This window comes from Kitasatospora sp. NPDC054795, from assembly GCF_053611565.1.
This window is the reverse complement of record NZ_JBSHAP010000084.1, coordinates 21,819-40,458: the sequence shown is the minus strand read 5'-3', so window position 1 is coordinate 40,458 and position 18,640 is coordinate 21,819. Positions and strand designations below refer to the sequence as shown.

Genomic DNA, 18,640 nt, shown 5'->3' with positions numbered 1-18,640 from the left:
GAGTACGGGTACTCGTGCGGGGCCGGGCGGCTCACCGGTCCTCGGGGTCCGCGGTGCCGGGTGGGGCGAAGGGCCCGGTGCGGCCGGGGGTCGGGGTGCCCCCGCGCGGCCTGCCGGTGTTCCCCGGGCCGCCGGTGGCGGGGGCGCCGGTGCAGGTGGCCGGGCCCGGCGTGCCGCCGGGGGTGGGGCAGTTGGTGTCCCGCCGCACCGGGTCCGGGATGTAGACGGTGGTGAAGTCCTTCTCCGGCATGTTCCGCACCGCGTCGCTCATCGCCTGCTGCCAGATCGGGCCGGGGCCGGTGGCGCCGAAGACCTCGGCCTGGTACTTGCCGCCGATCCGGATGTTGCGCATCGGCACCTTGGTACCGGGGCTGCCCAGCCAGACCGAGCCCGCCAGGTTGCCCGTGTAGCCGGTGAACCAGGCCGACTTCTTCTCGTCCGTCGTCCCGGTCTTGCCGGCGATCTGGCGGCGGTCGTCCAGGCCGAGGTCCCGCGCGGTACCGCCCTTCTCGGTCACCCCGAGCAGCACGCTGTTGATCACGTCGGCGGTGTCCTCGGACATCACCGGGGTGCACCGGGCCGGGGGCACCGGGACGTCGGCGCCGTCCACCGTGGTGATCCGGTTGATCGCCATCGGCGCGCAGTAGGTCCCCCGGGCGGCGAAGGTCGCGTACACGTTGGCCATGGTCAGCGGGCTGACCTCCTGGGTGCCCAGGCCGAGCGCCGGCACCTCCTGCAGCGCCGAGCCGTCGGCCTTGCCCTCCATGCCCAGCTTGTTGGCCATCTGCTTGACGGCGCAGAGGCCGATCTCCTGCTCCATCTGCACGAAGTAGGTGTTCACGGAGAGCGCCATGGCCTGCTTGAGCTCGTACGGGCCGACCTCGGAGGTGCTCTCGTTGGGGATGGTCCCCTCCTTCTTCCCCTTGCTGAGGTTCTTCCAGGTGCCGTCGCAGGTCCGCATCGTCGGCCAGTCCATCCGGTTGGGCGAGTCGTACCGCTGGGACTTCGACAGCCCGGCCTCCAGGGCGGCGGCGGCCACGATCGGCTTGAAGTTGGAGCCGGGCTGGAAGCCGATGCCGCCGCCCATCGCCGCGTCCACGTTGTAGTTGACGACGGTCTCGTTCTTCTCCTTGGCCAGGCCGTACGGGCGGGTCTGCGCCATCGCCAGGATCTTGCCGCTGCCGGGCTCGACCATCGTCATCGCGGCCGAGACCGGGTCGGTGACGTACACCTTGGTGGAGACGGCGTTCTGGGCGGCGGCCTGCTTGTCCGGGTCCAGCGTGGTGTAGATGTTCAGGCCGCCGGTGTCCCACAGCTTCTTGCGCTCCGCCGCGCTCTTGCCGAACGACGGGTCCTGCTTGACCACGTGGCGCACGTAGTCGCAGAAGAAGCCCATACCGGCCTGGGCGGTGATGCAACCGTTGCGCGGGTCCTTGTAGTTGAGGCCGAGCGGGGCGGCCTTCGCCTCCCTGGCCTGCTCCGCGGTGATGTGCTTGTTCTCCACCATCTTGTCGATGACGGTGTCGCGGCGCTTCTGGGCGGCCACCGGGTGCAGCTTCGGGTCGTACTGGGACGGGTTCTGCACCAGCCCGGCGAGCATCGCCGCCTCGGGCAGGACGAGGTCCTTGGCATCCTTGCCGAAGTAGCGCTGGGAGGCGGCCTGGATGCCGTACGCCTGGTGGCCGTAGAAGGTGATGTTGAGGTAGTTGGTGAGGATCTGCTCCTTGGTCAGGTCCTCCTCCAGCTTGATGGCGTACCGGAGTTCCTGGATCTTGCGGCCGAGCGTCTTGCGCTGCGCCTCGCGCACCGCGTCCGGGTCGTCCCCGGCCTTCTCGACGTTGACGTTCTTCACGTACTGCTGGGTCAGGGTGGAGGCGCCCTGGACCGCGGCGCCGCTCTCCGCGTTCTTGGTGATCGCGCGCAGGATGCCCTTGAGGTCGACGGCGCCGTGCTCGTAGAACCGGGCGTCCTCGATGTCGACCTGCGCCGTACGGATCAGCGGGGACATCTGGTCGGCGGGTATGACGGTCCGGTCGCGCTCGTACACCTTGGCGATCAGACCGCCGTTGGCGTCGAAGATCTGGGTCGCCTGGCTCAGCGGCGGGGTCCTGAAGTCGTCGGGGATGCTCTCGAAGCCCTCGGCGCCGTTCTTCGCCCCGAGTCCGACCGCCCCGGCCGCCGGGAGGATCAGGCCCGCCAGCAGGATGCCGCCCAGCACGCTGGCGCCGAGGAAGGTGGCCGCGTGGCCCAGGATGCCGAGCGGGGTCTCGCGGCGCCTCGGGCGCGGCACCCAGGTGTCGCCCGGGTCCGAGGCGGCGGGTATGCGGCTCTTCGGTGACATAGATCGAACATTACGGCCGTCACCAGGCCGTGGGGGGCGGGTACCGGTGAAGGATTGTCACAAAATCGCGACGGATTCGACTCATTCCCGGGGGCCGAACGGGCGTGCACGCAGGAACAAGGGCCGTTCGTCCACGGCCCGTTGCCCCCGCTGCCTCCTCGCGCCCCCGCTCAGCCCGCCGGGCAGAAGACGTCCCGGGCCGGGCGGCGGCCGGTGACCAGGTAGTCCGTCACCACCTGGTCGCCGCAGGCGTTCCCGTTGGCCCGGTACACGTCGTGGCCGCCCGAGTCCACCGCCACCATCCGCGCCCGGTCCCCGAAGGCCGCCCGCAGCTTGAGCGCACCGGCGTACGGCGTCGCGGGGTCGCGCAGGTTCTGGGTGAGCAGCACGTTGGCCGGGCCGCGGTCGGTCACCCGCACCGGCGGCTCGGCGGGCGCGAACGGCCAGAAGGCACAGGGCATCACGTTCACCGGCAGGCCGGCGGTGAGCGGACGGGCGGCGCGGTCCGCGGTGACGGCCTTGGCGTAGCCCGCCGGGTCGGTGGGCCACCGGACGTCGTTGCAGAGGGTGCCGACCGAGACGGCGAGGGTGTTCTGCACCGCCTGCAGCTCCCGCTCGCCCGGCTTGGGCGGGACGGGCAGCGGAGCACGGCCGAGACCGGCCAGCATCAGCCGGGCGAGGACCGGGAACTTCGCGTCCGCGTACATGCTCTCCAGCAGGGTCTCGCGCAGCACGTTGCCGTTCAGCTCCGCCGGGTTGGCGCCCTCCCAGGGCAGCGGGGCCCGGTCGAGGCGGGCGGCGAGGTCGAGGAAGAGCGGGCGGACCTCCTCGGGGGTGTCCGCGACCCGGTCCGGGTTGTCCGGGGCCGACGCCCAGGCGGCGAAGTCGGGGAAGCGGTCCTCCACGCCCCGGCCGTAGTTGTCCAGCCAGCCGCGCCCGACCCGGGTCGGGTCCGGGTCGTCGTTGCTGTCCAGCACGATCCGGTCGGTGCGCTCGGGGAACATGGTGGCGTAGACCGCGCCCGCGTAGGTGCCGTACGAGACGCCCCACACGGAGAGGCGGCGCTCGCCGAGGGCGCGGCGGACGCTGTCGATGTCGCGGGCCTCGTTGGCGGTGGAGATGCTGCGCAGCACCGGGCCGCCGTTGCGCGCGCAGGTCTCGGCGACGCGGCGGGCGGTGGCCAGGTTCCCGTCGATCGAGCCGTCGGCGGCCGGCCAGGGACGCACCTTGACCATCGACAGGTCGGCGGTGTCCAGTCCGCAGCCGACCGGGGTGGAACGGCCGACGCCGCGCGGGTCGAAGCCGACCACGTCGTAGCGGTCCCGGACGGACTGCGGCAGGTGCCCCGCCATGCCGTGGACGAGGTCGAGGCTGGAGCCGCCCGGTCCGCCGGGGACGGCCAGCAGCACGCCGCGGCGCAGGCCGGGATCGGCGGCGGTGATCCGGGAGACGGCGAGGGTGATGCGGGGGCCGTTCGGGTCGGCGTAGTCCAGCGGGACGGTGACCTCGGCGCAGCGCTGGGGGCTGTCGGCCGGGGCGTCCGGGCAGGCGGCCCAGGCCAGGCCGTCCCTTCCGGGCGGCGCGGTGCCGGCCGCGCCGGCGGGCAGGGCACTCAGCGCGGTCACGGCGAGGGCGGCGGCCGCGGTGACCGCGGCGGCGATGGTGCGGGTGGGCTTCGTCATGCCCAAGAGTCTGCTGCGGCACGGGACTTGGTCCCATCCGGACAGCGGGCCGGTCGGGAGTGGGGAAATCCCCCGGCGACGGGGTGGAGACCGCCGCCGGTCGCGGTCTCCAGCCGTGGAGCGTGAGGGCGGTGGGCGGGCCGGGTTCGCCGGGCCTGTTCGCTCAGAGGCCGAGCAGGCCCGGGTCGGCGGCCAGGGCGCGCAGCGGCTCGCGCGGGTCGGCGACCAGCCTGCGCTCCGTCAGGTCGAGGATGCCGCCGACGCCGGTGATCTCGGCGGCCAGCACGCCGTCCTCGCGGACCAGCCGCTGCACCAGCTGGAAGGTCTTGCCCTCCCGCCACATGAACGAGCAGCCCACCTCCACCGAGTCTCCCGCGCGCAGCTCCCGCAGGTACTTGACCGTGGTCTCCAGGACGACCGGGCCGACCCCCTCGGCGACCAGGTCCGCCTGGCGGATCCCGGCCGCCCGGAGGTACTCCCAGCGGGCGTGCTCGGCGTACTGGAGGTAGACCGCCTGGTTGAGGTGCCCCTGGGAGTCGGTCTCGTACCCGCGGACGGTGATGCGCGTGGTGAAGTCCTGATCACTCATGCCCGCACGCTACTCCGGGCCGCGGGCGTGCCACCTCGTGTCCTGCGTCACCCCGTCACGCCCTCATGCCGTCATGCCGTCATGCCGTCCGGTCCGGCTTCCGGGATCACCCGGTCAGGACGTCCAGCACCGGCGCGAGGGCGTCCGGGCGCCGGTCGACGGGCAGGTGCTCGACGGGGTGGAAGCCGCAGCCGAGCGCGGTCGCACCGCCGTCGCAGGTGCGGTCGTCGCCGACCATCAGGACGTCGGCCGGGGCGAGCCCGAGCCGCTCGCAGGCGATCTCGAAGATCACCGGATCGGGCTTCTGCGCGCCGACCTCGTACGACAGCACGTAGACGTCGACCAGCTCCGCCAGGCCGTACGCGCGGAAGACCGGCCGCAGGTCCCAGCCGATGTTGCTCACCACCGCGACCGGCACGCCCCGGCGGCGCAGCTCGCGCAGCACGGCGGCGGTGTCCGGGTACGGCCGCCAGTTCGCGGGCGCCCAGTGGGACTCGTAGAGGGCGTCCACGTCGAGGGCGGCGGGCGGCTCGGCGTCGCGGGTCAGCGCGGTGTACGCGGTCCGGTGCAACTCGGGGGTCAAGTCCCGGGTGTCCCACGCCGGCTGGACCTCCGGCCGGATCCGCCGCGGCGGCACCCCGCCGGGCAGGGCACCGAACTCCTCCAGCCGGGCCACCAGTTCGGCCTCCTCCCGGGCCGGCAGGACGAGGCCGGTGGCGGCGGTGTGGGCCGCCAGCCACTCGGCGGTGGAGACGACGCCGAAGAGGGTGCCGGAGAAATCGAACATCACGCCTTTGGTCATGGACCCCGAGCTTAGGGCGTGCCTTGTGGGTCTTGCCGGATCAGGGCAGGGTGAGAATGCGCGGGCCGTCCTCGGTGATGGCGACGGTGTGCTCGACGTGGGCGGCGCGGCTGCCGTCGACGGTGCGCAGGGTCCAGCCGTCCGGATCGGTGCGGTGGTCGTCGCGCCCGCCGGCCAGCAGCATCGGCTCGATCGCCAGCACCAGGCCGGGGCGCAGCGGGTAACCCCGCCCCGGGCGGCCCTCGTTGGCCACGTGCGGGTCCTCGTGCATCCGGCGGCCGATGCCGTGCCCACCGTAGCCGTCCAGCAGGCCGTAGCGGCCGGCGCGGGCGACGGTGCCGATGGCGTGGGCGATGTCCCCGGTCCGGTTGCCGACCACGGCGGCGGCGATGCCCGCTTCCAGGGCGTGCCGGGTGGTCTCGATCAGGGCGGTGTCCTCGGGGCGGGCGGTGCCGACGGTGAAGCTGATCGCCGAGTCCCCGGCCCAGCCGTCCAGGAGGGCGCCGCAGTCGATGCTCACCAGGTCGCCGTCGCGCAGCCGGTAGCCGTTCGGGATGCCGTGCACCACGGCGTCGTTCACCGAGGCGCAGATGACGGCCGGGAACGGGACGGGAGCGAAGGACGGGCGGTAGCCGAGGAACGGCGAGGCGGCCCCGGCGGCCTTGAGCACGCCCCGCGCCACCTCGTCCAGCTCCAGCAGGCTCACGCCGGCCGCCGCATGCTCCCGGACGGCCGCCAGCGCCTGCGCGACCACCCGCCCGGCCTCGCGCATCGCGGCCAGCCCGGCGTCCGACTTGAGTTCGACCATGGTGCTTCTCTCCCCTGGATCCAATTCTTATACCGGTATTTGTATCACGGTCGCGGGGCGTGGACGCCGGGCGGCGAGGGGGCCGTAGACTCGTCGGCATGGTGAGGACTCCGCTGACCCCGTGGGAGCGCGAGCGCGGCGAGCGCTTCGGGGCGCTGCTGCGCGAGGCGCGCGGCGAGCGCAGCATGGTCGAGGTGGCCGCGGCGGCCGGCGTCTCGGCCGAGACGCTGCGGAAGATCGAGACCGGCCGGGCGCCGACACCGTCCTTCTTCACCATCGCGGCGCTGGCCTTCGCGCTCGACCTGTCCATGGACGACCTGGCCACCGCGTGCGCGCCCCCGGAGAGCGGAGAGGCGCTCTCCGCCTAAAGGTTGTCCCGTAACCGGGGCCCGGCGTCTCGCGGCATACTTGGCGCCCGTTGATGACCTTGTTCGGGGTGTGGGGGCGTTTCGTGCTTGAGTTGCGATGTGAGGCAGTCCGCTGGGTGGACGATGAGTCGTGGCCCGGGGTGGTCGAGGTTCAGTTCACGGATGCGGCGGGACGGCGCTGGTCGCTGCTCGACAAGGCCCCGATCTTCGCGGTGATCGGCGAGCTCGGCCCGGACACCTCGTATCCGGTGGAGGTCACCGTCGCCTGCGCGGCCACCAAGGAGCATGGACTGGAGGGGGACGACGAGGTCGTCACCGTCTCCACCTCGGTGCACGGCGTCACGACGCCGGACGGAATTGAGGAGTTCACGGTGCGGCGGGACCAGCTCATCCGCTGAGCGCAAGGTTGTGGAGGCGTGCGACGCCCAGCATCGCGTGGTGCACGCCCGCTCCCCGCAGGCGGCAGTCGCGCAGGATCTTCCAGTTCTTCATCCGTGAGAAGACGTGCTCGACCCGGGCCCGGGCCCTGCGGTGGACGGCGTTGTCGGCTTCCTGCTCGGGCGTGAGGTGTTCCTGTCCGCGACGGCGCCGGTGCGGAATCAGGGCGCCGGTTCCCTGGTAGCCGCCGTCCGCCAGGACCGGTGCATCTCGGCAGACGCGGTCGACGCCCGACTCGGTGAAGGCCCGACAGTCGTTGCGGTTGCCGGGCAGAGGCAGGCCGACGGCGACGACCAGCCGGCTGTTGGCGTCGATCACTACCTGCTGGTTAGTCGAGTAGCGGTAGTTCTTGCTGGAGGCCGCGATCGTCCTGTCCCGGGTGGGCACCAGGGTGCCGTCCACGATCAGTACGGTGTCCTGCCGCGGCCGCCGAGCTGGCGAGATCGCCAGCAACGGTGCGAGGTGGTCCAGCACCCGGTCCGCAGCTGACTTCGAGATCCCGAAGAGCGGGGCGACCTGCCGTAACGTCAGGTTGGTCCGCCAGTAGGTGGCAACCAGCAGCACCCGGTCCTCCAAGCAGAGCCGCCACGGCCGGCCGCGCTGGATGTCACCGCCACGACGGCGTACCAGCGCGACCAGCTTGCGGAACTGCGGCTCGCTCAACCCCGAGAACGGCTCGATCCACATCGGCTCGCTCGCCGAGATCACCCCATTCATGCCATGACCAACGCGGAAGCGAGCCCGCAGTTACGGGACAACCTTTAGCGCACCGCTCCGCGGCGCCCGTACGCGGACCGTTAACATCCGGTGACGCGGCCTCCCGGATATTGTCACAATCAAAACTTGACGCGTTTATGCCACCGGACTAGCGTCGTCATTCGTCGGCCTTCTTGGTTTTCACCGCCGAATCGATTTCCGAAGCCCTCCGCAAATCCCGTGATGACGTCGCTCGCGGGAATTTCGGTGTCCGTCGAAACGCGACGCGACACCGTCCGCCGAACGATCTTCATCGGTTTCCCCAGGAGCTGAAGACATGGTCGCCCCGCGCCCGATTCGCACGCCCAAGGAACTGCTCGCACAGCAACTCGTCCCCGAGGAAGAATTCGCGACGATCACCGACGTCGCCAAGAAGTACGCCCTGAGCATCACTCCCGCCATGCGCGACCGGATCGTCGAGCTCGACGATCCGGTCGCCCGTCAGTTCGTTCCCACCGGCCAGGAATTGATCTCCCTGCCGGAGGAGCGGGAGGACCCGATCGGCGACGACCCCTTCACCCCCGTCAAGGGCATCACCCACCGTTACCCGGACCGGGTGCTGCTCAAGCCGGTGCTGGTGTGCCCCGTGTACTGCCGGTTCTGCTTCCGCCGGGAGGTGGTCGGCCCGGGCGACTCCATGCTGAAGGAGGGCCAGCTCGCCGCCGCCCTGGACTACATCCGCAGTCACCCGGAGATCTGGGAGGTGATCTTCACCGGGGGCGACCCGCTGATCATGTCACCGAGCCGGCTGCGGCCGATCCTGGCGGCGCTCGACGCGATCGAGCACGTCAAGGTGATCCGCTTCCACACCCGGGTACCGGTGGTGGATCCGGACCGGGTGACCGAGGAACTGGTCGGGGCACTCACCCTGGACACCCCGGTCTGGGTCGTCGTGCACACCAACCACAGCCAGGAGATCGGCCCCGGCGCCCGTCGCGCGCTGCGGCTGCTGGCCGGCTCCGGCATCCCGCTGGTCAGCCAGACGGTGCTGCTCAAAGGGGTCAACGACACTCCCGAGGCGCTGGAGGCCCTGTTCCGCACCCTGATCGTGAACCGGGTCAAGCCGTACTACCTGCACCACGGCGACCTCGCCGTCGGCACCAGCCACTTCCGCACCACCATCGCGGAGGGGCAGGCGCTCGTCCGCCGGCTGCGCGGCCGGGTCTCGGGCATGTGCCAGCCGACGTACGTGCTCGACATCCCCGGCGGCCACGGCAAGGTGCCGATCGGCCCGGGCTACCTGAACGGCGACGGGACCGTGACCGACCCGTGGGGCATCACCCACACCTACCCGCCCCGGAGCAGCACGGACTGATCCTGCGACAGTGCCCGGGGAGCCGACCGGCCGACCGGCCGACCGGTCCGACGAGCACCGTGAGCAGTCCCCCGGTCCGCCGAGCACCGAGCACCGAGAAGACCGAGCACCGAGGACCGACCGCCCGACGCCGAAGGGAACCCACCGGCCCATGGTCACCGAGCCCACCCCGTGCCGACCGGACTCCGCCCTCCCGACCCGCTCCCGGAGCTCCGCGACCGGCGTGATCGGCAACGCCGTCCGCCACCCGGGCGGAACGCTGACCCTGATCGGGGCCTCGGCGATCTGGGGCTTGTGGACCACCGCGGAGAAGTACGCCCTGCGCGGGCTCCCGGTCGTGACGGTGCTCGCCGTCTCCCTGGTCACCGCCGCCGCCCTGCCCTGGGCCCTCCTGCTGCGCCGGGGCCACCGGCGCCCGCCGCGCGACCAGCTGCGGCGGCTCGCCCTCCTCGGGCTGTTCGAGCCGATGGTCGGGTACGGGGCGATCGGGCTGGGGATGGCGCACATCGACGCGACCCAGGCCTCCGTCCTGCGCGGCTCGGAGGCCTGCTTCGTGGTCGCGCTGGCCGCGCTGGTCGGCCGCCGGGCACCCACGCCCCGCGCCGTCGGCGGCGTGGTGCTGGGTGCGGTGGGCATCGCGGCGCTGGGCGGGAGCCACGCCGTGTTCGGGCTCGGTACGGGGGACCTCCTCGTCCTGCTCGGTACGGTGGCGGCCGCGGCGGCCACCATCCTCACCGGACGGATCGTCCGGGACACCGATCCGCTGGTCGCCACGGCCTACCAGTTCGGCTTCGGACTGCTGTTCACCGTGCCGCTGATCGCCGGTCAGTGGCTGCTGGGCGGCGGCCTGACCACCGGCGGGGCCAACCCGCTGCACTGGCTGGTCGCGGCCGGGGTCTGCGGCGGCGGGCTGGCGGGCGCGTTCCTGATGTACAACCGCGCCGTGACCCGGACCCCGGTCACGACGGCGGGCGTGCTGCTGAACATCATCCCGGTGTTCGGGCTCGCCTTCGCGGTGCTGCTGCTGGGCGAGCGCATCGACGCCTGGCAGTACGGCGGGGCCGCGCTGATCCTGGCCGGGATCTTCCTCTTCTCCGAGGCGGACACGGCGTAGCGGCGGCCCCGACGGCGGCGGCCCACCCCGCGCGTGGTGCGCGGGGCGGGCCGTCGTCACGGGCGCGGCGGTCAGCCGACCGAGCTGTTGTAGCTCTCGATCGCCGGCTGGAGCTCCTTCGCGGCGTCGGCCAGGGCCTGCTGGGCCGGCTTGGTGCCCGCGATGGCCTGCTCGATCGCGGTCTCCACGCCCTTGCGGGCCTGCGGCATCACGCCGAGCAGGCAGCCGGCCGTGGCCGGGGTCGGCTTGGTGGCCTTCAGCTGGTCGATCGCGGTCTGGAACTGCGGGTACTTGGCCACCCACTCCTTGTCCTTGGGGTCGTCGAGGGACTTGGTGTTGACCGGGAAGTAGCCGGTGCCGGTGTGCCAGACGGCCTGCTGCTCGGGGGCGGAGACGAACTTCTCGAACTCCCAGGCGGCGCGCTTCTCGGCGTCCGAGTGGCCGGGGCCGCTGATCCACAGCGAGGCGCCGCCGATCACCGGGCCGCCCTGGTCGGCGGCGTCGACCTTGGGGAAGGCCGCGGTCCCGACGCCGAACTTCGCGGCCTCGGTGTAGCCGCGCAGCACACCGGTGGACTCCAGGTGCATCGCGACCGTGCCGGCCTTGAACGCGGCCTGGGCGTCGTCGGTGGTGCGGCCGGTGTTGGCCGCGTAGCCGCCCTTGACCAGGTCGGCCCACCACTGGACGATCTTGGCGCCCTGGGCGGAGTCGAAGACGACCTTGCCCGCCTTGTTGCCGCGGCCGTTGTCGTTGTCGCAGTACATGGCGCCGGACTCGGCGAGCAGCTGCTCCACGAACCAGCCGTAGATGGCGGCGCCGAAGCCGTACCGGACGGTCTTGCCGTCGGCGTCCTTCTTGGTGAGCTTCTTGGCCAGCTCGCCCAGCTCGTTGAGGTCCTTGGGCGCCTGCGCCGGGTCGAGGCCGGCCTCCTTGAAGGCGTCGGTGTTCAGGTAGAGCAGCGGCATCGAGGAGTTGAACGGCATCGACTGGAGCTTGCCGCCGACCGAGTAGTAGTTGCGGATGTTGGCGTCCAGGTCGTCCAGCGAGTAGCCGTCCTTGTCGGCGAAGGCCTGGGCCGGGACGGTCTGCTTGGAGTCGATCATGAACCGGGTGCCGATGTCGTAGACCTGTGCCAGGGCGGGGGTGCCCTTCTGCTGCACGGCGGCCTTGTACTTGGTGACCAGCTCGTCGTACTTGCCCTGGAACTGCGCCTTGACCTCGACCTTGCCCTGGTGGGCGGCGTTGAACTGGCCGACCAGCCCGTTCAGCACGTCGGCGTTCTTGCCGGTCATCGAGTGCCAGAACTCCACGGTGGTGACACCGGAGGCCTGGTCGAGCGCCTGGGCGCCGGGCGCTCCGGCGTCGGAGGAGCCTCCGGTGCCGGAACCGGAGCCGCTGGAGCTGCAGGCGGTCAGGGAAAGGCCGGCCACCAGCAGGGCCGCGAGCGCGCGCGCACTCTTCTTCACGAGGGTTCTCTCTCTATCCGGGAAAGCGGGGGACGTGGACGGGACACGCGGTCAGCGGACGGCACCCGCGGTGAGGCCGCGGACGATGAAGCGCTGGCCGAAGACCACCAGGGCGAGGGTGGGCAGCAGGGAGAGCACGACACCGGCCAGGATCAGCCCGGGATCGGCCATCTCGGAGTCGCGCAGCGAGGTCAGACCGATCTGGAGGGTCTGCATGTTCGCCGTGCGGGTGATGATCAGTGGCCAGAAGTACTGGTTCCAGGCCGACAGGAAGACGTAGATCGACAGCGCCGCGAGGGCCGGCTTGTTGAGCGGGACGACGATCCGCCACAGGAAGCGCCAGTGGCCGGCCCCGTCGATCCGGGCCGCGTCGCGCAGTTCGCCGGGCAGCTGCCGGAAGGCCTGGCGCAGCATGAAGGTGCCGAAGCCGGAGGCCAGGAAGGGCAGCACCAGGCCGAAGTAGGTGTTGCCGAGCCCCCAGCCGGACAGCGTCAGGTAGTTGGGGATGATGATCGCCTCCCACGGGACCATCAGCGTGGCCAGGAACACCCCGAACACCACGGCCCGGGCCTTCATCGGCAGGAACACGAACGCGTACGCGGCGAGCACCGAGGTGAACAGCTGGGCGAGCGTGATGGCGGTCGCCACGATCGCCGAGTTGGCGTACTGGCGGGCCAGCGGGATGGCCTCCACGGCGCCGGAGAAGTTCCGTCCGGTGACCGAGTGCGGCACCAGGGCCGGCGGGTAGGAGGAGAGTTCGGACGGGCCCATGAAGGCACCGGCGATCGCGTAGTAGACCGGGAAGGCCACGGTGACGACCGCGACGGCGAGCAGCAGGTGGACGGCGGCGCGGCCGAGCAGGTCGCGCGGGGAGCGCCCGGCGAGGGCACGGGCGCGCGGGCGGGGCGTCTCGGCCTGCGCCCCGGTCTCGGTGGTCAGGGTGGTCATGCGTAGTGCACCTTCCGCTCCAGGACGCCGAACTGGACGGCCGTGCAGGCGAGGACGACCACGAGCAGCACCACGGCCTGGGCGCTCGCAGTGCCGAAGTCGCTGGAGCCGTAGGCGAAGGCCTTCTCGTAGACGGAGTAGACGAGGGTCCGGGTGGAGCCGTCCGGCCCGCCCTTGGTGAGGATGTGGATCTGGCCGAAGCTCTGGAGCGCGTGGACGGTGGAGACCACGGTCAGGAAGAACAGGTTCGGGCCGAGCATCGGGACGGTGATCGAGCGGGCCAGCCGCAGGCCGGAGGCGCCGTCGATGCGGGCCGCCTCCAGGACCTCCCCCGGGATCGAGCCGATGCCCGCGGAGAGCACCAGCACGTTGTAGCCGAGGTTCATCCACACCGTGGTGACGGCCACCGAGAGCAGCGCGTACCGGGAGTCGGTCAGCCAGCCGACCGGGCCGAGGCCGACGTGCGAGAGCAGGCCGTTGAGCACCCCGCTGGCGGGGTTGAAGAACACCGCGAAGACCACCGAGGCGCTGGCCACCGAGAAGGCGAAGGGCAGCGCGAACGCCGAGCGCAGCAGCCGAACGCCTCGGATCCGGTTCTCCAGGAGCAGCACCAGCGCCAGCGCGCCGAGCACCCCGGGCACCACGGTGAGCAGGGTGAACAGGGCCGTGGTCGTCAGGGTGCGGCCGAAGTCGGCCGAGGCGAACAGGTCGGTGTAGTGCTTCGTCCCCACGTAGCGGGAGGGCGCGCCGAAGAGGTCGTTGGCGTGCCCGCTGAGGTAGACGGTCCGGCCCAGCGGGTAGCCGATGAAGAGGACGAAGACCACCAGGGAGGGCAGCAGGAAGGCCCAGGCGAGCCCGTGTTCGCCCCAGCGCCCTCCCCGTGGGGAGCGGCGGCCCGGGAGGGGCCCGGTGTGCGGTGCGGTCGGCATCTTTCGCGCGTCCGCCTTTCGTGATGTCGGTTCCGGCCGAAACCGTGTCTTGCCCGAACGACGGCGTGGAAACCCCGTGGTGATCAACGGGTGTCGCCGGGATTACGCGTTCGCGTCAGATCCGGCCGGTCGTGCCCGGACGGGCGGCGGAGGGGCTGCGCACCGGCGGCGGGCGGGCTGTCGAGCGGTTAACCGCGTTGTCGGAGGGGTGGCGTACGGTGCGCGGGTGGACGAAACGGAATTCGACATCCCGGCGGCAATGGCCGAAAGTGTGCGCTCCCGCGCGGGTGCCTGGGCGCTCGTCAGGGGCTTCGCCGCCTACTGGGGCGAGCCGCTGGGGCCGGGCGACGGCTTCACGGACGCGGAGCTGGACGCGGCCGAGCGGCGGCTGGGCCTGCGGCTGCCGGTGGCGCTGCGCGAGGCATACCGGCTGTTCGGCCGCCGGGCGGATCTGACCAGCAGCCAGGACGTGCTGCTGACGCCGGACGAGCTGCACGTGCTGGACGGCGCGCTGGTGTACCGGGCGGAGAACCAGGGCTGTGCGCACTGGGGCGTGCCGCTGGACGCCCTCGACCGGGAGGACCCGCCGACGGTGGGCCGGCTCGACCTGGCGGACAAGTCACAGGAGCGGTGGGAGCCCTGGGAGGAGCGCTTCTCCACGGCGGCCGCGGCGATGGCGATGATGGAGAAGCTGCTGGAGGAGCACGAGCTGACCGACTTCCTCGAATTGGAGGACGAACTGCCGGACGGCCTGCTGGAGTTGCCCGCGCTCGGCCGCAACTTCCGCTGGTACCAGGGCCCGGAGGTGTTGGTCGGGGTGGCCGAGGGGGCCTGGGTGGTGGCCCGCGCCCGCACCCCGCAGGCGCTGGACGCGCTCTACGGGGTGCTGCCCGGGGACTGGCTGGGCGAGTAGCCGGCCGGAGGTCGGGCGGAGGAGGTTGCCGGGCGAAGGGGCGGAGGGGCCGCCGGGCGGAGGGGCGGGTCAGGCGGAGGGACCGCCCGGCGGAGGGGCGGGTCAGGCGGAGGAGCCGCCGTCCAGCACCAGGTCACTGCCGACGGTGTAGCCCGCCTCGTCGGAGGCCAGGTACAGCACCGCGGCGGCCACCTCCTCCGTCGCGCCGACCCGGCCGACCGGGACCTCGGCCCTCATCCGCTCGGCCTTGGCCTCGGCGTCCTCACCCGGCCGGGAGGACATCGGGGTGTCCACCGCGCCGGGGCTGACGGTGTTGATCCGCACGCCCTCGGCGATGTGGTCGAGGGCAGCGGCCCGGGTCAGCACGGTGACCGCGGCCTTGCTGGCGGCGTAGGCGCCGACGCCCGCGATCCGCTTGTGGGCACCGAGGTTGGACGAGACGTTGACGATCGCGCCGCCGCCGTGGGCCCGCATGTGGGCGATCTGCGCCTGCATGGCGAGCAGGGTTCCGGTGACGTTGACGCCGATCACCCGCTGCCACTCCGCCTCGTCGATGTCGGCGACCGGGCCGGCGGCGCCGAACACTCCGGCATTGTTGACGGCGACGTCCAGGCCGCCGAACCGCTCGACGGCCTCCCGGACCAGCCGGGCGGCGTCCTGGGCGTTCGTCACGTCGCCGGTGAGCGCGACCGCCTTGCCGCCGGCCCGCTCGATCAGCTCGACGGTCCCGGCGAGCGGGCCGGCGCCGCGGCCGGCGACCGCGACCCGGGCGCCCTCACGGGCGAAGGCCAGCGCGATGGCCCGGCCGATGCCGCTGCCGGCGCCGGTCACCAGGACGGACTTGTCGGCGAAACGCGTGGTCATGAGGTGAACTCCTTGATGCGGTCGGTGTGTTCGGTTGCGGTGGGGCTGGTTGGGTCGGTGGGGCCGATGGTCCGGGGCAGGGCGGCGACCGCGACGGCGGTGAGCGCCAGCCCGACGGCGGCCGCCGCGAAGGCCGCGGCGTATCCGCCGACCACGCTCGGGCGGGTGGCGGCGAGCGCCATCAGGGCGGCCAGTCCGGCGGTGGGACCGAGTTCCATGGCCGTGTTGAACACTCCCGCGGCCAGTCCGGTGCGCTCGGGCGGCACCCCGCCGGTGGCGAGCACGGTCGCTCCGGCGAAGGCCGCGGCGGCGCCGGCGGGCAGCAGGATCAGTCCGGGCAGCAGTCCGAGGGCGTAGCCGCTGCCGGGGCCGAGCCCGGCCAGCAGTCCGAGCCCGGCGGCGGCCAGGGCGAGGCCTCCGGCGCTGACCGCCACCGGGCCGTACCGGACGCTCAGCGGCCCGGCGAGCCGACCGGAGAGCAGCAGGACGACCGCGTACGGCAGGAAGGCGGCGGAGGTGGCCGCGGCGCTCCAGCCTCGCAGCTGCTGGAGGTAGAGCGAGAGCAGGACGAAGGTGAGCGCGGTGCCGGCGGCGGTGGCCATGACGGCCGCGAGCGCGGTGGCCCGGCGCCGGTCGGCGAGGAAGCCGGGCGGCAGCAGCGGGTCGGCGGTGCGGCGTTCGGCGGCGGCGAAGGCCGACAGCAGGAGCGCCCCGGCGACCAGCGGACCGTACGTGCCGGGGCTGCGCCAGCCGTGTTCGGTGGAGGCGACCAGGGCGTAACTCGCCGCGCAGACACCGGCGGTGGCGAGGGCGGCACCGCGCAGGTCCAGCGCCGGGCGGGCGCCGACCGGGGCGGCGGCGGGCAGGGCCGCGGAACGGACGAGGCCGAGCAGGGCGACCAGTACGGGCACCGCGAACAGCCAGCGCCAGGAGACCGCCGCGGCGACCGCGCCCGAGACGACGCTGCCGACGGTGGCGCCGAGCACCGACAGACCGCCCCAGGTGGCCATCGCCCGCCGGTAGGCGGCCGGTTCGGGGTGCAGCACCCGGACCACCGCGACCGCCGCCGGGGCGGTGAGGGCGGCGCCGACGCCCTGTACGAAGCGGCTCGCCAGCAGGACGGGGTAGCCGGGCGCGAGGGCGCAGGCGATCGAGGCGGCGGCGAGCAGTGCCAGGCCGGCGCGGAGCACCGGGCGGCCGCCGTGGCGGTCCGTCAAGCGGCCGCCGAGCAGCAGCAGGGAGCTGAAGGAGAGCCCGTAGGCGGCGCTGAGCAGCAGCACCCCGGACGGGCCGAGTCCGAACTCCCGCGCCACCAGCGGCAGCGGCACGGTCAGGATCATGATCGTGAAGATCAGCATCGCCTGGACGACGCCGAGCAGCGCGAAGCCGTACCGACCGGTAATGATGACGGCCATGTAAAACCCTCCCCCCTATAAAGACCGTTCGGTCCAGAATGAGCTCCGAAAAAGACGCCGGCCCGGGCCGGCCGGTGTCAGTCCAGCAGCGCCAGCGCCTGCTCGGCGGCGTCCCGCGCCCGGGGCGCGCCGTCGGCGGTCTTGCCCACCACCCGGATGCCCTGGAGCAGCACGACCAGCATCCGGGCGAGCGTCCGCGGATCCCGCCCGGCGGGCAGTTCGCCCTGCGCGGCGGCCCGTGCCAGGGCGGCGGTGAGCAGCGTCTCCAGGCGGTCGAGACTCGCCTCCACCCGGCGGGACGCCGCCGGGTCGTGCGGGGCGAGCTCCACCGCCGTATTGGTGACGAAGCAGCCGCGCCGCCCCTCCTCCTCGTCCGTCACGGCGTACCGGCGGACCAGCGCCCTGACCGCCGGCAGCGCCGGACCGGGCTGGGAGAGGTCGAGCAGCCGCGCCGAGTCGCTCTGCTCGCAGTAGCGCTCCAGCGCCCGCAGGTACAGCTCGCGCTTGCTGCCGAAGGTCGCGTAGATGCTGGCCCGGGCGACGCCGAGCCGCTCGACCAGGTCGGCCATCGACGTCGCCTCGTAGCCGCGCTGCCAGAACAGCTCCAGGGCCGCCTGCAGCGCCGCGTCCGGGTCGAATTCCTTCGTTCGCGCCATGCCGGGAACGGTAGCCCTTTCTGGACCGAGCAGTCAAGAAAGGGCAACTATTGGTCCAGACCTGATCTCTGACGGAGCATTGCCAAGTGGACTAGACCAAGGCTACCCTTACCGCTCCCATCCACCTCCTTCCCCCACAGGAGGCGTTTCGCATGCCCGCACACCGCCCCAACCACCCCCGGCAGACCACCGACGCAGCCAGACCTGTCGTGCTGACGGCCTTTCGGATCGTCGTCGGCCTGCTCTTCGCCTGCCACGGCGCCGCCTCGCTGTTCGGCGTGCTCGGCGGCGCCAAGGGCGGCGGCACCGTCCCGCTCGGCCAGTGGCCCGGCTGGTGGGCCGCACTGATCCAGCTGGTCGGCGGCGCCCTGGTGCTGCTCGGCGCCGGCACCAGGCCGGCCGCCCTGCTCTGCTCCGGCTCGATGGCCTACGCCTACTTCACCGTCCACCAGGAGCACGCCCTGCTGCCCCTGCAGAACGGGGGCGAGGCCTCGGTGCTGTTCTGCTGGGCCTTCCTGGCCATCGCGACGCTCGGCTCCGGCCCGTACGCCCTGGACCGGCTGCTCACCCACAGGCCGCCGGCCGTCGCGGCCGAACCGGCGATCCGTCCGACATCGACGGTCTGACCGGCCGGCCCGCGCCAACCACCGTTCGGCACAGCCCATCCGACGGTCCGTCGGCCGTCAGCGGGTTCAACGGGTCCTCGGCGGCCCGACGGACTCTCAGCGGTCCGACGGGCCCCCGGCGGCCAGGTGCCGCTCGACCGAGGCGACCTTGGCGGTGAGGCCGTCGGTGACCCCAGCCCGGTCGTCGATCTTGATGACTGTGCTGACCCGGTTGCCGTACGCCTTCACCGCCTCGATCGCCGCCCTGATCACCGGCATCACCTCGTCCCACTCCCCCTCGATGCTGGTGAACATCGCGTCCGTGCGGTTCGGGAGACCGCTCTCCCGCACCACCCGGACGGCGGCGGCCACCGCCTCCCCCACGTCCTCGCCGATCCCCAGCGGGGTCACCGAAAAGGCTGCGATCACGGCTCTGCGCTCCTTGTGCTGGACGACACGGGTCGCTGGGGCCGGGCGGCCCCCGGCCGGGGCCCGGCGAATGGCGGGCGCCAGACCACACGCGGCCCTCCGCGCCGGCGGGGGGGCCCCCCGCGCGGCGGGGGGGGGGGGGGGCCACCCACCGGCCCAACCCCCCCGCCCCCCCGCCGCGCTCCCGGAGACCGTACCGCGA

The 18,640-nt window shown here is 72.6% G+C and carries 19 protein-coding genes; 6 read left to right on the top strand and 13 right to left on the bottom strand.

Annotated elements, in window-relative coordinates:
• Positions 1-31: 31 nt before the first annotated feature.
• From ACWGJO_RS27135 to map, 5 genes are all read right to left on the bottom strand, one after another.
• A complete protein-coding gene (locus ACWGJO_RS27135) occupies positions 32-2,341 on the bottom strand; it encodes a transglycosylase domain-containing protein (RefSeq protein ID WP_452187637.1) in 2,310 nt (769 codons plus the stop codon).
• A gap of 170 nt (positions 2,342-2,511) precedes the next feature.
• Positions 2,512-4,023 carry an alpha/beta hydrolase gene (locus tag ACWGJO_RS27130; RefSeq protein WP_452187635.1) on the bottom strand — a complete coding sequence of 504 codons (1,512 nt, stop codon included), beginning with the start codon at positions 4,021-4,023 and terminating at the stop codon, positions 2,512-2,514.
• Between the two features lie 163 nt (positions 4,024-4,186).
• Complete coding sequence (locus tag ACWGJO_RS27125; RefSeq protein ID WP_452187633.1) at positions 4,187-4,612, bottom strand: acyl-CoA thioesterase; 426 nt, start codon at positions 4,610-4,612, stop codon at positions 4,187-4,189.
• A gap of 106 nt (positions 4,613-4,718) precedes the next feature.
• Positions 4,719-5,414, bottom strand: a complete 696-nt coding sequence (locus ACWGJO_RS27120) for an HAD family hydrolase (protein WP_452187631.1) — start codon at positions 5,412-5,414, stop codon at positions 4,719-4,721.
• A 40-nt stretch (positions 5,415-5,454) separates the two neighbouring features.
• Positions 5,455-6,222, bottom strand: a complete 768-nt coding sequence (map, locus tag ACWGJO_RS27115) for a type I methionyl aminopeptidase (protein WP_452187629.1) — start codon at positions 6,220-6,222, stop codon at positions 5,455-5,457.
• Positions 6,223-6,320: 98 nt separating this feature from the next.
• Between map and ACWGJO_RS27110 the strand changes: the two genes are divergently transcribed.
• On the top strand, positions 6,321-6,590 hold the full coding sequence (locus tag ACWGJO_RS27110) for a helix-turn-helix domain-containing protein (protein ID WP_452187627.1): 270 nt from the start codon (positions 6,321-6,323) through the stop codon (positions 6,588-6,590).
• Positions 6,591-6,706: 116 nt separating this feature from the next.
• Entirely contained in the window at positions 6,707-6,988 is a 282-nt protein-coding gene (locus tag ACWGJO_RS27105; RefSeq protein WP_452187625.1) for a hypothetical protein, read from the top strand.
• Here ACWGJO_RS27105 and ACWGJO_RS27100 read toward each other — a convergent pair.
• On the bottom strand, positions 6,978-7,745 hold the full coding sequence (locus ACWGJO_RS27100) for a transposase (protein WP_452187623.1): 768 nt from the start codon (positions 7,743-7,745) through the stop codon (positions 6,978-6,980). The two genes, ACWGJO_RS27105 and ACWGJO_RS27100, sit on opposite strands and share 11 nt — an antisense overlap.
• A gap of 316 nt (positions 7,746-8,061) precedes the next feature.
• Between ACWGJO_RS27100 and ACWGJO_RS27095 the strand changes: the two genes are divergently transcribed.
• Complete coding sequence (locus tag ACWGJO_RS27095) at positions 8,062-9,099, top strand: lysine-2,3-aminomutase-like protein (protein WP_452187621.1); 1,038 nt, start codon at positions 8,062-8,064, stop codon at positions 9,097-9,099.
• A 151-nt stretch (positions 9,100-9,250) separates the two neighbouring features.
• Positions 9,251-10,213, top strand: a complete 963-nt coding sequence (locus ACWGJO_RS27090; protein WP_452187619.1) for a DMT family transporter — start codon at positions 9,251-9,253, stop codon at positions 10,211-10,213.
• A gap of 71 nt (positions 10,214-10,284) precedes the next feature.
• On the opposite strand, the gene ACWGJO_RS27085 is transcribed toward ACWGJO_RS27090, so the two are convergent.
• Genes ACWGJO_RS27085 through ACWGJO_RS27075 form a run of 3 tightly spaced genes read right to left on the bottom strand, consistent with a single transcriptional unit; the run spans position 10,285 to position 13,556 of the window.
• Positions 10,285-11,679: an ABC transporter substrate-binding protein gene (locus ACWGJO_RS27085; protein ID WP_452187617.1), complete on the bottom strand. Its 1,395-nt coding sequence runs from the start codon at positions 11,677-11,679 to the stop codon at positions 10,285-10,287.
• 51 nt (positions 11,680-11,730) lie between these two features.
• A complete protein-coding gene (locus tag ACWGJO_RS27080) occupies positions 11,731-12,627 on the bottom strand; it encodes a carbohydrate ABC transporter permease (protein WP_452187616.1) in 897 nt (298 codons plus the stop codon).
• Positions 12,624-13,556 (bottom strand): carbohydrate ABC transporter permease, encoded by a 933-nt coding sequence (locus ACWGJO_RS27075; RefSeq protein WP_359912458.1) that lies wholly within the window; start codon positions 13,554-13,556, stop codon positions 12,624-12,626. The genes ACWGJO_RS27080 and ACWGJO_RS27075 overlap by 4 nt, the downstream gene beginning before the upstream one ends.
• Before the next feature lie 226 nt (positions 13,557-13,782).
• Here ACWGJO_RS27075 and ACWGJO_RS27070 point away from each other — a divergent pair, with 226 nt between their 5' ends.
• Entirely contained in the window at positions 13,783-14,469 is a 687-nt protein-coding gene (locus ACWGJO_RS27070; protein ID WP_452187613.1) for an SMI1/KNR4 family protein, read from the top strand.
• A 102-nt stretch (positions 14,470-14,571) separates the two neighbouring features.
• On the opposite strand, the gene ACWGJO_RS27065 is transcribed toward ACWGJO_RS27070, so the two are convergent.
• The 3 genes from ACWGJO_RS27065 to ACWGJO_RS27055 form a co-directional block, all read right to left on the bottom strand.
• Positions 14,572-15,333 carry an SDR family NAD(P)-dependent oxidoreductase gene (locus tag ACWGJO_RS27065; protein ID WP_359912452.1) on the bottom strand — a complete coding sequence of 254 codons (762 nt, stop codon included), beginning with the start codon at positions 15,331-15,333 and terminating at the stop codon, positions 14,572-14,574.
• Positions 15,330-16,748 carry an MFS transporter gene (locus ACWGJO_RS27060; RefSeq protein ID WP_452187611.1) on the bottom strand — a complete coding sequence of 473 codons (1,419 nt, stop codon included), beginning with the start codon at positions 16,746-16,748 and terminating at the stop codon, positions 15,330-15,332. Before ACWGJO_RS27060 ends, ACWGJO_RS27065 begins: the two co-directional genes overlap by 4 nt.
• A 77-nt stretch (positions 16,749-16,825) precedes the next feature.
• Positions 16,826-17,404 carry a TetR/AcrR family transcriptional regulator gene (locus tag ACWGJO_RS27055; RefSeq protein ID WP_452187609.1) on the bottom strand — a complete coding sequence of 193 codons (579 nt, stop codon included), beginning with the start codon at positions 17,402-17,404 and terminating at the stop codon, positions 16,826-16,828.
• A gap of 152 nt (positions 17,405-17,556) precedes the next feature.
• Between ACWGJO_RS27055 and ACWGJO_RS27050 the strand changes: the two genes are divergently transcribed.
• On the top strand, positions 17,557-18,030 hold the full coding sequence (locus ACWGJO_RS27050; RefSeq protein WP_452187607.1) for a DoxX family protein: 474 nt from the start codon (positions 17,557-17,559) through the stop codon (positions 18,028-18,030).
• Between the two features lie 96 nt (positions 18,031-18,126).
• Here ACWGJO_RS27050 and ACWGJO_RS27045 read toward each other — a convergent pair whose 3' ends face one another.
• Entirely contained in the window at positions 18,127-18,438 is a 312-nt protein-coding gene (locus tag ACWGJO_RS27045) for an MTH1187 family thiamine-binding protein (RefSeq protein ID WP_375875015.1), read from the bottom strand.
• Positions 18,439-18,640: the final 202 nt, after the last annotated feature.

What these genes read in the sequence shown, in the direction of transcription:
- ACWGJO_RS27135 (WP_452187637.1), bottom strand. Translation starts at nt 2,341, where the DNA reads ATGTCACCGAAGAGCCGCATACCCGCCGCCTCGGACCCGGGCGACACC.
- ACWGJO_RS27130 (WP_452187635.1), bottom strand. Translation starts at nt 4,023, where the DNA reads ATGACGAAGCCCACCCGCACCATCGCCGCCGCGGTCACCGCGGCCGCC.
- ACWGJO_RS27125 (WP_452187633.1), bottom strand. Translation starts at nt 4,612, where the DNA reads ATGAGTGATCAGGACTTCACCACGCGCATCACCGTCCGCGGGTACGAG.
- ACWGJO_RS27120 (WP_452187631.1), bottom strand. Translation starts at nt 5,414, where the DNA reads ATGACCAAAGGCGTGATGTTCGATTTCTCCGGCACCCTCTTCGGCGTC.
- map (WP_452187629.1), bottom strand. Translation starts at nt 6,222, where the DNA reads ATGGTCGAACTCAAGTCGGACGCCGGGCTGGCCGCGATGCGCGAGGCC.
- ACWGJO_RS27110 (WP_452187627.1), top strand. Translation starts at nt 6,321, where the DNA reads ATGGTGAGGACTCCGCTGACCCCGTGGGAGCGCGAGCGCGGCGAGCGC.
- ACWGJO_RS27100 (WP_452187623.1), bottom strand. Translation starts at nt 7,745, where the DNA reads ATGAATGGGGTGATCTCGGCGAGCGAGCCGATGTGGATCGAGCCGTTC.
- ACWGJO_RS27095 (WP_452187621.1), top strand. Translation starts at nt 8,062, where the DNA reads ATGGTCGCCCCGCGCCCGATTCGCACGCCCAAGGAACTGCTCGCACAG.
- ACWGJO_RS27090 (WP_452187619.1), top strand. Translation starts at nt 9,251, where the DNA reads ATGGTCACCGAGCCCACCCCGTGCCGACCGGACTCCGCCCTCCCGACC.
- ACWGJO_RS27080 (WP_452187616.1), bottom strand. Translation starts at nt 12,627, where the DNA reads ATGACCACCCTGACCACCGAGACCGGGGCGCAGGCCGAGACGCCCCGC.
- ACWGJO_RS27075 (WP_359912458.1), bottom strand. Translation starts at nt 13,556, where the DNA reads ATGCCGACCGCACCGCACACCGGGCCCCTCCCGGGCCGCCGCTCCCCA.
- ACWGJO_RS27065 (WP_359912452.1), bottom strand. Translation starts at nt 15,333, where the DNA reads ATGACCACGCGTTTCGCCGACAAGTCCGTCCTGGTGACCGGCGCCGGC.
- ACWGJO_RS27060 (WP_452187611.1), bottom strand. Translation starts at nt 16,748, where the DNA reads ATGGCCGTCATCATTACCGGTCGGTACGGCTTCGCGCTGCTCGGCGTC.
- ACWGJO_RS27055 (WP_452187609.1), bottom strand. Translation starts at nt 17,404, where the DNA reads ATGGCGCGAACGAAGGAATTCGACCCGGACGCGGCGCTGCAGGCGGCC.
- ACWGJO_RS27050 (WP_452187607.1), top strand. Translation starts at nt 17,557, where the DNA reads ATGCCCGCACACCGCCCCAACCACCCCCGGCAGACCACCGACGCAGCC.